This window comes from Vibrio sp. 10N (assembly GCF_036245475.1).
In the GTDB taxonomy this organism is placed as follows: Bacteria; Pseudomonadota; Gammaproteobacteria; order Enterobacterales; family Vibrionaceae; genus Vibrio.
Genome location: NZ_BTPM01000001.1, coordinates 2,617,551 through 2,631,752, shown reverse-complemented (window position 1 = coordinate 2,631,752; position 14,202 = coordinate 2,617,551). Strand labels below are relative to the sequence as shown.

Genomic DNA, 14,202 nt, shown 5'->3' with positions numbered 1-14,202 from the left:
CAGTGTCGGGTTTAGTGGTAGGATGCAGATAAATAAAAACATCGAATAATTAGATTAATTAGTTAAATCGAACAGTTAAAATGAAACGTTGGTATTTGCTTTATTGTAAGCGTGGTGAACAAGGCCGCGCAAAGATGCACCTCGAGAATCAAGGCTTATCTTGCTACTACCCAGAAGTAGAAGTAGAAAAGATCCTCAGAGGAAAAAGACAGAAGGTGAAAGAGCCACTCTTTCCTTCTTATGTGTTTGTGGAATTTGACTACGAACAAGGCCCTTCCTTTACCACTGTGCGTTCTACGCGTGGCGTGGTCGACTTTATTCGATTTGGTTCACACCCGAAAGAAGTCGACTCAGCGCTCATCGATGAGTTGCAGTTACTGGCCGAACAGCCGGATGAGTCAGAAACCGACAGCTTGCCAAAACACGGTGAGACAGTTCGCGTGACTGGCGGGCAGTTCGCGGGTATTGAAGCGATTTTCCAAGAGGCTGACGGAGAAGCGCGTTCGATTATGTTGGTGAACATGATTAGTCGCCCAGTGGCCGTGAGCATCGAAAACAAAGATCTGGATATCTAGCTTGCTCTCGATAACTTAGGGTCCAGTGGATACAAAAAACCTCAGTACCAAGAGTTGGACTGAGGTTTTTTGTTTGAGGGCATTAGCTCTCCAGCAACCGAGAATTAGTTGTTGCTATGAAGCTCGCTGTTCAGCTCAACAGCTGTTTTGTTGGTCAGACATTCAATCTGGCCTGTTACTGAGTTGCGGCGGAACAGAAGATCCGGCTTACCAGCTAGGTCGCGCGCTTTCACAATTTCAACTTCCGCACCAGATGCGTCCAGCATACGTACTTTAGAGCCAGCGGTTACGTAAAGACCAGACTCAACAGTACAACGATCGCCTAGTGGGAAACCAAGACCTGCGTTCGCACCTAGTAGCGAGTTTTCGCCGATAGATACCACAACTGTACCACCACCAGATAGCGTACCCATGATAGACGCGCCGCCACCGATGTCTGAGCCGTTACCAACTACAACACCTGCAGAGATACGACCTTCAACCATGCTCACGCCAGTTGTGCCCGCGTTGAAGTTGATGAAGCCTTCGTGCATAACTGTTGTGCCTTCGCCAACATGAGCACCAAGACGTACGCGAGACGTATCCGCGATACGAACGCCTGTTGGAACCACGTAATCAACCATTTTAGGGAACTTGTCTACACAATCGACAGTCAGTGTTTCGCCTGCTAGACGCGCTTCGATTTGACGCTCAGCCAGCTCTGGAAGATCGATTGCACCTTGGTTAGTCCAAGCGATGTTGTGAAGTAGACCGAAGATGCCATCAAGTACCGTACCGTGAGGCTGTACAAGACGGTTTGAGATAAGTTGCAGTTTTAGGAAGCCTTCTGCAACAGATTGAGGTTTCTCGTCTGTCGCCAGTACAACCAGTACCAATGGCTGTGAAGAGCTTGCTGCTTTCTCTGCAAATGCCGCGTTTTCTGCATCATCATTGCTAGAGAATGCTGTTGCTAGAGCCGCGCTTTGCGCCGCAGAAATTTCGATAGCTTGGTTGCCTTCCGCGTAACCAGATACCTCTGCCACTGCTGCAATAAGCGCATCAGACGGGTTTAGGCGTGGGTGAGGGAAGAATGCTTCGATGATTTTACCGTCGCGGTTTTTGGTTGCAGTACCAAAAGCGATTGAGAATGCTGCCATGACTCTATGTCTCCATGTATAGATTTGTCTCAAAGCCGCGGCGATTGGCGGCGACCTTGACTGATTTGTTAGCAATCATCTTAAAGAGACGGGATGGCAGATGAAAGGGCAAAAACGACAAAAGTCTGTAAAACGATACCCTTTGTCTTTTTAGCGATGTTTTTTCCTAATAAGAAATTTATCGGCGTGCATTCGCTTATTCACTTACCCTTACTTAGCCAGTTGTATTTACGCGTGTAAGGCGCAAAAAGCAAAATAGCCAGTAAAACTCTAGGCTCTACTGGCTATTTGATTTGCTTGTGCAATGTTAGCAAATTAACGCATTAGGCTGCGTCTTCTGCATCCTGCTCGTCAACAGGCTTAACCACTTTTGGCTTTTTTGGCGTTGGCTTGCGCTTAGCGCCTAGTGCGTATAGCACTTCTTCTTTACGCTGAGCAAGGTATAGCGATAGCTCTTCTTGCTTCTCTTCATCTTCGATAAGCTTGCTCTCACCTAGCAGAGAAAACAGCTCATCTGCCATATCCAACATTTTGTCATAAGCGTCAGCTTCTGCTTTAGAGGTAAAAGTCATCTTTTCTTCTCCGTTGCGTTCCACCACGTACTTGACGATTACAGCCATGGTTAATCCTCTAGTTAAATTTTAAGGTTTTAATACTGTCTGTTTATACAGAGGGTCAAAGTTAATGTCCAGTCGAGGGCGCAAAATTGAGAGCTGTTTGCCTAAATCCTATTCGTGTTGGCTGTATGCCACTCTTGGCAAAATGCAATAAAGCGCTCTAGAAGTGGGCTTTGGTATTTTTCTTTGTGTACCAGAACCCAGAAGCGGCGCTTCATATCCAGCGAGACCGAGATAGGCATTAAGCGACCATCATCAATGGCGCTTTGCGTTGCCAGAGTCGACAGACAGGCCAACCCGAGATTCGCAGAGACACTATTAATGATAGCTTCGGTGGTATTGAGTTCAAACGCTTCATGCCAGATCTCTATCCTTGGTGCCACGGTACGCAGGAAAAACTCCCGAGTGCCGGAACCAGGTTCGCGCAAGATCCAGTCACTGTTTTCTAAGTCTTCAAGGGTGACGTGCGACTTTTTGGCAAGAGGATGCTTGGGAGAAACCACAATACACATCTCATCTTCGCTAAACGGGTAGCTATTGAGCTCTGGGTGTAGTGTTTTGCCTTCGACCAAGCCAATATCGAGTTGATAGTCGATGAGCTTTTGGCAAATCAAGGCGGTGTTGGAAATAAACAGTTGCTGAGACTTGTGCTGATGCTTGTCACGAAAATCACTGAGTAAGAAAGGTGCGACCTGATTACCCACCGTATCACTGGCACCAACGCGCAGCATACCGCGATAACTTTGCTCATCACCAAACAGTGATTCAATATCTCGGCTTCGGCTGAGCAGTTCATCGGCAAGAGGCAGCAGTTTTTGTCCTTCCTGGTTAATGACCAACCGATTGTTGACCCGGTCAAACAGGGCGTGACCTAACTGTTTTTCTAACTCACTCAGTGACATGCTGACCGCTGCTTTGGAGAGAAAAAGCGTGTCCGAAGCGGCAGTTAGTGTTTGGTGCTGAGTCACCGCAACAAATACCTTGAGCTGTTTTAGAGAGATATGTGGCTTCATGTTCAGTTTAACTTAACGAGTGAAATGAATAATTGAATATATATAAACATAAGCAAGGTTTACAATCACCGCAACTGAAGAATTGAGGTGATTGTGATGATTGCAAGAGTGACAAAAGCACATAACAGAGTAAAAGCGGCGCCAACCCCGATGGCTGGACTGGCTCTAGGTATCGCCAGCCTTGGCTGGTGTTGGGAAAATGCGTTGCCGCTCAATCATGTTGCTCAGTGGACGGGCGCTGCAATAGCGAGCGTTTTACTCGTTATCCTTGCTTACAAATACTTGTTTCATAATCATGTGTTGCGTCAAGAATTAGCGCACCCTGTGGTGGGCAGTGTTGCACCAACTTTCGCCATGGCGACTATGGTGGTGTCTCATTCAGTTGGCCAATTTGCACCCAATGTCGGTGACGCACTATGGCTTGGCGCTGTGGCGCTACACGTCGTGTTCTTGGCAAGTTTTACTTACCACCGTATGCGCGATTTTGAACTGCACCATATGGTACCAAGTTGGTTTGTACCACCTGTCGGCATTATCGTGGCGGATGTGGCATTCTCTGGAAACCCCGATCTAGCGTGGATAGCCAACAGCGCTTTAGTATTCGGCTTAGTTGCTTACGCGGTCATGCTACCAACCATGATCTACCGTTTGGTGTTTACTCATGAGATCCCAGATGCAGCAAAACCAACCATGGCGATTATGGCAGCGCCAGCGAGCTTATCGCTTGCCGGTTACCTAACGGTTGCGTCAGAGCCATCTGCCATCATTATTGCGCTACTATTTGGCATTGGTGTGTTGATGACACTGTTCATCTACCTTGCGTTTATCAAATTGATGCGCTTGCCATTCAGCCCAGGTTACGCAGCTTTTACCTTCCCTATGGTGATCAGCGCAACAGCTCAATACAAACTCGCGGCTTGGATGAGCGCACAACACGCGCCAGTTGAGATGGTGAAACAGATCACCGCGCTTGCCAATATTGAGCTTGTTGTGGCGACGATTGTTGTTAGCTACGTTGCGATTCGTTACCTCGTTGCTTATTTACCCAAACAATCACATATCACGGCGTAAAAGGTCTTAGATACACAGGGACTGTGTTAACCTTGAGGGAGGAAAATTAGCGAAAGGCGCGCCGTCACGTGTTCACCGTTTACCACTCAAATCAGATAGATGTGCTCAAATCCTTGTTGGTTCAGCTCATCAAACTCGACCCAATTGAAAACCCGTTTGAGAAAGAACAAATTCTTGTCCAAAGCCCAGGCATGTCTCAATGGCTGAAAATGGCGTTGGCGGAAGAGTTTGGTATTGCGGCCAACATCGACTTCCCCCTTCCAGCCACCTTCATATGGGATCGTTTCGTACAAGTGTTAGATGACGTGCCTGCGCGCAGTGCATTCAACAAAGAAGCGATGACCTGGAAGATCATGCATCTGTTGCCAGAGCACTTAACTGATCCTGACTTTGCGCCGCTCGCTCAGTACTTAACCGATGACCAAGACGCATCGAAACGCTACCAGCTGGCAGAAAAAATTGCCGATATCTACGATGGATACTTGGTATATCGTCCAGAATGGATCGCCACGTGGGAAGCAGGGCTGCCAGTATTTGAGCTTGAAGACGAGCAGCCGTGGCAGCCAAAACTTTGGCAAGCACTGTACGATCATACCGTTTCGCTTGGTCAGTCTCCGTATCACCGTGCCAACCTATATGAGCATTTCATTGACGTCCTCGCCAATAACCAAGATGTCAAAGCGCAGGGGCTCAGCCAGCTTCCTAAGCGTCTGTTTGTGTTTGGTATTTCTTCACTTCCGCCTCGTTATCTCGATGCACTGAAAGCCCTCGGTGAGCATATCGATGTTCACCTAATGTTTACCAATCCGTGCCGATTCTATTGGGGAGAGGTGCGCGATCGTAAATACCTAGCAAAACTCGCCGCCGCCAAGCGCAAGCAGCTCAATGATCTCGACGCCTTGGCTGTTAGTCAGCAGTGGCAAGAAGGTGAGTGGGAGTTGGCGCCCCAGCTTAAAGGCGATGTAGAAGCGAACGTAGACGACGAGCTGCATCTCTCTGAAGTGGGCAACAGCTTACTTGCGTCTATGGGTAAACTCGGCAGGGATAACTTGTATCTATTGTCACAGCTTGAATCTAACGAGATTGAAGCCTTTGTTGATGTCGATAGAGCCACCCTGCTTGGTAACCTTCAGGCGGATATTCTCAACCTCGAAGAGCATCAAGACGATGCTTTGTTGTTGTCATCCAGTCACAAACCAGCGATTGCCGCAGAGGATACCTCGTTGTCAGTGCATGTTTGTCACAGCCCGATGCGAGAGGTGGAAGTGCTGCATGACAACTTGCTGGCGATGTTTGACCGCAATCCAGATCTGAAGCCCCGTGACATCATTGTCATGGTGGCGGACATCAATGCCTACAGCCCAGCCATTCAAGCGGTGTTCGGTAACGCCTCTGGTGAGCGTTACATCCCATTTTCTATTTCTGATCGCACGGCCGATAAAGAAAGCCCGTTGCTCAATGCCTTTAACCAGTTGTTGCAATTGCCTGACTTACGCTGCACCAGCAGTGAAGTGTTGGAGCTGTTGGAAGTGCCAGCAATCATGGCGCGATTTGATATCAATGAACATGAGTTTTCGCTACTGCGCGCTTGGGTGGAAGAGGCGCAGATCCGCTGGGGCATTGATAACCAAACCGCGAGCGAATTTGATTTGCCTGAATTTGGCCAAAACTCTTGGATGTTTGGTATTTCTCGTATGCTGGCGGGCTATGCGGTGAGCGAGCAGGCAGGCCTACTCATGGTCGGCAACGAGAGCATCTCACCTTACGAGCAAACGCAAGGCATGCAAGCCGAGACCGCCGGTAAGCTGGCGCAGTTTATCGATAAGCTGGCGCATTATCGCAAGGTGCTCAACCACACCATGACGATTGAGAAGTGGCAGCAAGCTATCAATCAATTGGTCGATGATTTTTTTGCCGTGGATATTGAAGGTGAGGTCGTTGTTAAGTCGATCCGCGATACTTTGTCGGCACTTGGCGACCAGTTATTGGATGCGCGATACGACGAAGCATTGGCACCGCGCATCGTGCGTCAGTATTTCATTGATAAGCTTTCTGGCTCGCGCGTCAGTCAGCGCTTTTTGGCAGGGCAAGTCAATTTTTGTACCTTGATGCCAATGCGCTCTATCCCGTTCAATACCGTGTGTCTATTGGGCATGAACGATGGTGTATACCCGCGCAGTGTGCCGCCAGAGAGCTTTGACCTAATGGTAGGTCGAACCAAGCCGGGCGATCGTTCAAGACGTGATGATGACCGTTATCTATTTCTCGAAGCGCTGCTTTCGGCGCAGCAAAGTCTCTACATCAGTTACGTTGGACGTTCTATTCAAGACAATACGGAGCGCGTGCCATCGGTGTTGGTTTCAGAGCTTTTGGAATACTGTGAGCAAAACTACTGCTTGCAAGGTGATGAAGCGCTAGACGTTGATAGCTCAGGTGCCAAGCTCACCCAATCATTGCTGCGTGAGTACCCTATGGTGCCATTCAGCGCTGCGCACTTTGATGCGACGAGTGCACTGCAAAGTTACGCCGCTGAGTGGTTGCCATCGGCGCAGCAAACAACGCTTGAGGCGACACAAAGCTTATCTCTGCCGTTTAACTTAGAACCCATTGCTCGAGCGCAAGGTGAAAAGGTCGAATTGGAGTTGACCGAGCTACAGCGTTTCTGGCGCTTGCCGGTGCAATACTTGTTTAACCGACGTTTGCAAGTCAACTTTGAGGAAAGCCTTCTCGGACTCGAAGATGAAGAGCCATTTGCGCTGTCTGGACTGGAAAGTTTTGGTCTTCGCAAATCTTTACTTGATGCCATGATAGAGGCCAAAGGTCACATTGAAGGCGATAAGCTGCACGTATTTAAAGCAGAACAAAAAGCCAAGGGCTATTTGCCTGTCAATGAGTTTGGTGAACTGGAGTTTGCCGCTAACGTCTCGCAAACCCAAGAGTTGGCGCAGGCCATTACGCCGTTAGTGAGCCAAGAAGCTGAAGATGTTGAAGTCGATTTGAATTTAGACATTAATGACTGTCATGTTGCACTGCAAGGCTGGGTGACCGGGTGTTACCAAAGTGGCGTGGTGCGCTATCGAAGCGGTAGGCTGCGCGCAACCGACTACCTCGCCGCATGGATTGATCATTTGTTGGTGGCGGTGGCAGGCAGGCAATGTAAAACTCACATGTTGGCGTACGATAAAAAAGAAGGCGTCGTCCATCGCATTTATCCAGCGCTGAGCGCTGAGAATGCCAAAGACTATTTAACCCAGTTAGCCAGTTTGTATCTGCAAGGGTTAGATAAGCCGCTTTGCTATTTCCCTGAGACGGCGCTGGCTGGGATTGAGGCCAACTACAGCCGCGGCCAATGGACACCAAGTGATGAAAAAATGCTCACTAAAATGGCTGGTCGTTTCCAAGGGGGGTACATGCAGATCGGTGAAGGTGACAACCCTTATATCTCTCGGGTTTGGAATGAATGGAGCGAGGCACTGGCGAGTGAAGTCAAAACGCTCGCGCATTTAGTATTGGAAGCGCCGCGAACCCTGAGTATCAGTGCAGAAGAGTATTACTCGGCAAGCCCTGCGGGGTGACGCAAGTTGCCTTGAAAGCCTTTATCTTTGAAAGAAAGCCCGTGAAAGGGAGTGGCCGCCAGTCTTAATTATAGTGTGTAGGGAGAGTGCTGGACGGCCGGGGAGGGTCAGAGGGACCCGTATTTCTGGGCGGAATAGTAGAGTGTGAGGGTGATTAATTCCGTGAATGGGATCGCAACTTACATAGTTATTAATTATATCCGCTTGTTTTAAATTAGATTTTAAGCGTTAGATCACAGTTGAGTTCAGACATGAAGCCAAATGAGCACTCTTCAGATAACCCATTAATAGATAGCGATGCCCAAGGTCAATTCTTGGATAGCGCGCCGTCCTCGAAGCCGACCGCGCTTGATACCATGACCTTTCCATTGCATGGTGCCAGGTTGATTGAAGCGTCAGCGGGTACGGGTAAAACCTTTACTATCGCCGGTCTCTATCTAAGACTGCTGCTCGGTCATGGCAAAGATGGCAGTGGTCATCGCCAGCCTCTAACTGTCGATCAGATCTTAGTGGTGACCTTTACCGAAGCGGCGACGGCCGAGCTTCGCGATCGTATTCGCGCCCGTATTCATCAAGCACGCATCGCTTTTGCTCGTGGAGAAAGTGACGACCCGGTCATTCAGCCGCTGCTTTCGGAAGTGAGCGATCATCGCTATGCCACCGAAACCTTGCTTCAGGCTGAGCGTCAAATGGATGAAGCAGCGGTATACACCATTCACGGCTTCTGTCAGCGCATGCTGACTCAAAACGCATTCGAATCAGGCTCCCGTTTCAACAATGAATTCGTGACCGATGAAAGCCGTTTAAAAGCGCAGGTCGCCGCAGATTTCTGGCGCAGTCAGTTCTATCCATTAAACCTCGCGATGGCCTCTGAAATCCGTAAAATTTGGGCTACGCCAAGCGCACTGCTCAGTGATATCGGCCGTTACCTCTCTGGCCCTGCGATCACCTTGCAAGATATTGACTCGTCGACGGATAGCAATGGCCAAGGCGCTGACATTGCTGCTCTACATCAAGCCAACTTAGAGGCAATCAAAACCCTAAAAGCCAACTGGTTGTCAGTCAGTGACGACGTAGTCACATGCATCTCCCAGTCTGATGTCAATAAACGCAGTTACACCAAAAAATCCCTGCCGACTTGGGTGGCAAGCATTACGGAATGGGCTCAGCAAGAGACGCTGGATTACAGCTTACCGAGCGCGCTTGAGAAATTCTCCCAAGCGGTACTGATCGAAAAAACGCCTAAAGGCGAGCCACCAACGATGGCGGTTTTTGCTGATATTGAAACCTTTCTTGCTACGCCTCCTGAGCTGAAAACTCCGTTACTCGCGATGGCGATCAAAGCGTGCCGTCAGAGATTGGCGTTAGCCAAACAGCAAAAGCAGTGGCTCTCTTTTGATGACCTGTTGACTCAGCTTAGCGCGGCGTTAGAGCTCGAATCTGGCGAGCGCTTAGCAGAAAAAATTCGCAACCAATTTCCGGTGGCGATGATCGATGAATTCCAAGATACCGATCCACTGCAGTACCAAATTTTCAGCTCGGTGTATTTAGACAACCCTGAGTGTGGCTGGTTTATGATTGGCGATCCGAAGCAGGCGATTTATGGTTTTCGCGGCGCGGATATCTTCACCTATATCCAAGCAAGAAATCAGGTCGTTGATCACTACACCTTGGGCACCAACTGGCGCTCCAGTGAGCGTATGGTGAGCAGCGTCAACGCGCTGTTTGAACAGGCAGATTCGCCGTTCTTATACGACAGTGACATCCCCTTTTATCCGGTCAATGCCAGTCCGAAAGCAGGAAAACGTCAGTGGCTGCAACATGGTGAGAGTCAACCTGCACTGCAGTTTTGGCTCCAAGACGCCGATGCACCTGTTGCCAAAGGGGAGTATCAGCAGCATATGGCCGCAGCCACGGCCCAGCATATCAAAATGGTGCTGACTGAATCGCAAACTAAAAATGTTGTGTTAGCGGATGGTGATAGTGAGCATCCGGTTGAGGCGGGTGATATCGCTGTGCTGGTTCGAACCGGTAGTGAAGGGCAACTGATCAAACAAGCGTTGGCTGAGCGTGGCATTGCCAGTGTCTACCTGTCGAATCGAGACAGTGTGTTTTCTAGCGCGGTGGCAGAAGATATGCTGCGCCTGCTACAAGCGATTTGGTATCAAGATGACGAACGACTGCTGAAAAGTGCGCTCGCCTCAGAGCTGTTCGCGCTGCCTGCTGATGTGCTTGATGGCTTGAATAACGACGAGAATCTATGGGAGCAAGTGATTGCGGAGTTTCGCGATTACCGTCAGTTGTGGCAGTCGCGAGGCGTATTGCCTATGCTGCGCTCGGTGCTGTTTAAGCGTGAAATGTCGAATCGTCTATTGGCTACCGTTGGTGGCGAGCGATTGCTGACCGACTATTTACACTTGGGCGAGCTATTGCAAGCTGCTCGACAAGATGTGGAAAGTGATACCGCGTTGCTACGTTGGTTTGCTCAGTCTATCGAAGATGCTAAGCAAGGGTTAGGCGCCTCCGATGAGCACATTCAGCGTTTGGAATCTGAGCGAAATCTAGTGCAAATCATCACGATTCATAAGTCGAAAGGCCTTGAATATGATCTGGTTTACTTGCCGTTTGTGGTCAGCTATCGCGAAGCGATGGAAGCGAAATACTACGATGCAACAAATCAGGAATCGGTGCTGGATCTTAGAAAGTCCAAAGCCGCACTGGCTCAGGCAGACAAAGAGCGTTTAGCGGAAGACTTACGTTTAATCTATGTAGCGTTGACTCGTGCCGTGTATGGCTGTTTTATCGGTATTGCGCCGCTTCGCAACGGCCGCTCTACCAAAGAGCCTACTGGTGTGCACCATAGCGCGCTAGGTTTCTTGGTGCAAAATGGTCAAGAGCTGGGCGTCAGCGAGCTAGAAACTATGCTAAGCCAGTTAGCAAAATCCTGTCAGGACATCGCGATTACAGCGCCACCAGAGCCCGATGGTGAGTCATATCGTTTACCGTTAGCATCCACGCCTGAGCTAGGTGCGAAAATGCAGCGCCACACGATTGATCGTGATTGGCGTCTGACGAGCTACTCGGCATTGGTAAAACAGAGTCACCATGGCAGCAGTGATGAGGTGTTTATCGAAGAGTCGGGCTTAGATATCGACTCTTCAGACGAACAGCAGTTGGATCCACTGTTGGAGCCGGAGAAAACCATCTTCCACTTCCCAAAGGGGGCTCGTCCAGGCACGTTCCTACACACGGTATTTGAAGAAATCGAGTTTACCGAGCCCGCTGGCTCTGAGCACAACGCAAAAATCATCGCCGAGCTGCTTGCCAAAGAGCAGTACGACGCAGAGTGGCTGCCGGTAATTGTGTTGCTGGTGGAACAGGTGATGAACACGGCCCTAGATGGCGATAGCCTATACCTTCGAGATAAGAGCCCTTCGCAGCGTTTGGTGGAGATGGAATTTCTACTGCCGATAGATGTGCTGGATGCACCTTCTCTTAATCGAGTGATTCAGCGCCATGACAGTCTGTCTGCTAAGGCGCATGAACTGGGCTTTTATACGGTTAAAGGCATGTTGAAAGGCTTTATTGACTTGGTGTTCGAGCATCAAGGCAAGTATTACGTCCTCGACTGGAAATCGAATCACCTTGGTGAGGACAGTAGCAATTACCAGCGAGCTCAACTCGAACATGCCATGGTCGACCATCGCTATGACTTACAATATCAACTTTACGCTTTGGCACTGCATCGCTTCTTAAAAACGCGTATCCGTGACTACGATTATGAGCAGCATTTTGGCGGCGTTTATTATCTGTTCTTACGTGGTATTGAGCCGAATTCCGACGCGGGTATTTTCAATGCGCGTCCCACTAAGGTAATGATTGAAAACCTTGATGCGCTGATTTCCGGTGAGCTGAATGCCATCGAGACTGAAAACAGTGATACCAACGAAGGAAATAATCAACAAATGGGGCTTGGATTTTAATGACTGAACAGCGCGCTTTTTCCCATTGGATTTCCGACTTGGTTGATAAAAAATGTTTAAGACCTTTGGATCATCAGTTCGCCAAGTTTGTCGCATCTATTGAAACTGAGTATGCCGATGAAGTGATGTGGCTGGCGGCACTCACAAGTAGCCAGCTTGGGCAAGGCCACATTTGTGTCAACTTAGATAGCGACTTAGGTAGCAATTTGGTTGAGCAGGCTTTGCCACCGTTACCAAGCCTGATTGGACTCTATGGCGCCGCTGCTGTGCCGTTGGAGGATAAGGTCAATCAGGTTGATTGGCAGAAGGTCATGGACAGTGCGTCAACGATCACTGTGTTGGCGCCTGGCTCCCAGTTAGAAGGTGCGGTCACCCCTCTAGTGTGGCAGCAAAAGCGGCTTTATTTGCAGCGCTACTTTTACTATGAACAAACCATCGCTGAGCGCCTGCTGTCGATGGCGACGCCGATAGAGTTGCCCAACCATCAAATTCAGCAAGCGGCGCAGATCCTTGATCAGCTGTTTGCCCGAGAGTATCACTACCTGTACTCGGCACTAGCCTCGATCCCCGCTGAACAAAACAACCAAGTTTCACGACAGCAAATGGTGTGTGATTTCCTAGACGTTGTTGATGATGGCTCGATCGACTGGGATCAGGTGGATCGCATTGCGACGTCAGCGAACTCTGCCAGTGAGCTTCAAATGCTAGATGCTGCAATTCCGCTCAATACCTGCCTGAACTGGCAAAAGGTAGCGGCCGCGGTAGCTCTGACTCGTCGTTTCGCCGTCATTTCCGGAGGCCCTGGTACCGGTAAAACCACGACAGTCACTAAACTGCTCGCGGCAATGGTGCATCAGGCGAGCGCGCAAGGAGAAACACCCACCATTAAGTTGGTTGCACCAACGGGTAAAGCAGCGGCGCGCCTGACTGAATCGATTGGTAAAGCGGTCGATGCCTTGGCGCTGCCACCGGAGCTTAAACAGCGTATTCCCACCGACTCGAGTACCCTACACAGGTTGCTTGGTGCCATTCCTGGCCGTGTTGAGTTTAGGCACGATAAAACCAATCCTCTGCATCTGGATGTGTTGGTGCTCGATGAAGCCTCTATGGTCGATTTGCCTATGATGCACCGATTGCTTGAAGCGCTGCCAAGCCACGCGCGGCTTATCTTATTAGGCGATAAAGATCAGCTCGCCTCAGTTGAAGCGGGAGCGGTGCTATCCGATATCTGTGATTTTTCGGCTCAAGGTTACAGCCAAAAGCAAAACGAGCGGGTGAAAGCTCTCACTCAGTTTGATTGCCAGGTTGGGCGTACTGCCAAGCAGTTGGTATCGCCACTTGCTGATAGTCTGTGCGTACTGCAAAAGAGCTACCGATTTGACGCGCGCTCAGGTATTGGCCAACTGGCTAAACAGGTTAATGCTGCGAGCAGTCGAGGCTTCGAGCAGGTTTGGAGCAAAGGGTTTGAGGATATTGAATGGCTGCCACTGAGCGGTGATAGTTATCAAAAACTGATTGATTCTATGGTGCGGGCTTACAAGCCGTATTTAACCGAATCAAGAGCGGCGTCACCACAAGGTGAGTCGTTGCAAAGCAGCGATGCTCTGGTGAACTGGCAGCACAGCATCGCGCGTCAAGTTCTGGGTCTATTTGCGCAAAACCGTTTGTTGTGTGCAGTGCGAGAGGGCGACTTTGGCGTGACCGGACTCAACCAAAGGATAGAGTCACGTCTTAAGCAGCGCGGCGTAATTGCTCGTGGTGAAGAGCTTTGGTATGTGGGACGCCCACTGATGGTGACGAAAAACGATCATGGACTTGGGCTTTACAACGGTGATATTGGAATTTGCCTTTGGGATCACAGCGCGCAAACACCAAGGCTGAAGGTCTTCTTTGAACTTCCTGATGGCAGCATAAAATCGGTGTTGCCGAGTCGAATGCCAGAGCATGAAACCGCTTATGCCATGACGATTCATAAATCGCAAGGCAGTGAGTTTGCCCATACCTTTATGATATTGCCGGGTGAATTTAGTCCGCTGCTCACTAAAGAGCTGATTTACACCGGAATTACCCGTGCAAAATCGCGTTTCACTCTAGTGGCGGATGGCAAGGTTTTGGGGAAAGGGATACGTCACAAAACATTGCGTCACAGTGGACTGTCATTGCGTTTGGCTTAATTTAGCGAAGAAGCTGAAAGGGAAAATATCTACCGTCCTTGGTAGCACCTGTTCTGGG

The 14,202-nt window shown here is 49.5% G+C and carries 8 protein-coding genes; 5 read left to right on the top strand and 3 right to left on the bottom strand.

Annotation, left to right across the window (positions count from 1 at the left end; translation table 11 throughout):
* The first annotated feature begins 80 nt into the window (after positions 1-80).
* Entirely contained in the window at positions 81-575 is a 495-nt protein-coding gene (gene rfaH, locus AAA946_RS12270; protein ID WP_338165099.1) for a transcription/translation regulatory transformer protein RfaH, read from the top strand.
* Positions 576-679: 104 nt separating this feature from the next.
* On the opposite strand, the gene dapD is transcribed toward rfaH, so the two are convergent.
* The 3 genes from dapD to AAA946_RS12255 form a co-directional block, all read right to left on the bottom strand.
* Entirely contained in the window at positions 680-1,711 is a 1,032-nt protein-coding gene (dapD, locus tag AAA946_RS12265) for a 2,3,4,5-tetrahydropyridine-2,6-dicarboxylate N-succinyltransferase (protein ID WP_042496834.1), read from the bottom strand.
* A gap of 323 nt (positions 1,712-2,034) precedes the next feature.
* Complete coding sequence (locus tag AAA946_RS12260) at positions 2,035-2,331, bottom strand: YebG family protein (RefSeq protein ID WP_338165098.1); 297 nt, start codon at positions 2,329-2,331, stop codon at positions 2,035-2,037.
* 101 nt (positions 2,332-2,432) lie between these two features.
* Positions 2,433-3,341 carry a LysR family transcriptional regulator gene (locus tag AAA946_RS12255; protein ID WP_338165097.1) on the bottom strand — a complete coding sequence of 303 codons (909 nt, stop codon included), beginning with the start codon at positions 3,339-3,341 and terminating at the stop codon, positions 2,433-2,435.
* A 96-nt stretch (positions 3,342-3,437) separates the two neighbouring features.
* Between AAA946_RS12255 and AAA946_RS12250 the strand changes: the two genes are divergently transcribed.
* The 4 genes from AAA946_RS12250 to recD all read left to right on the top strand — a co-directional run bounded on the left by AAA946_RS12250 (position 3,438) and on the right by recD (position 14,144).
* Positions 3,438-4,412 carry a TDT family transporter gene (locus AAA946_RS12250; protein ID WP_338165096.1) on the top strand — a complete coding sequence of 325 codons (975 nt, stop codon included), beginning with the start codon at positions 3,438-3,440 and terminating at the stop codon, positions 4,410-4,412.
* Positions 4,413-4,480: 68 nt separating this feature from the next.
* A complete protein-coding gene (gene recC / locus AAA946_RS12245) occupies positions 4,481-7,987 on the top strand; it encodes an exodeoxyribonuclease V subunit gamma (RefSeq protein WP_338165095.1) in 3,507 nt (1,168 codons plus the stop codon).
* A 356-nt stretch (positions 7,988-8,343) separates the two neighbouring features.
* Positions 8,344-11,970, top strand: a complete 3,627-nt coding sequence (recB, locus tag AAA946_RS12240) for an exodeoxyribonuclease V subunit beta (protein WP_338165836.1) — start codon at positions 8,344-8,346, stop codon at positions 11,968-11,970.
* The gene (gene recD, locus AAA946_RS12235) at positions 11,970-14,144 is read left to right on the top strand and encodes an exodeoxyribonuclease V subunit alpha (protein ID WP_338165094.1); all 2,175 of its coding nucleotides are present in this window, start codon (positions 11,970-11,972) and stop codon (positions 14,142-14,144) included. Before recB ends, recD begins: the two co-directional genes overlap by 1 nt.
* Positions 14,145-14,202 lie beyond the last annotated feature (58 nt).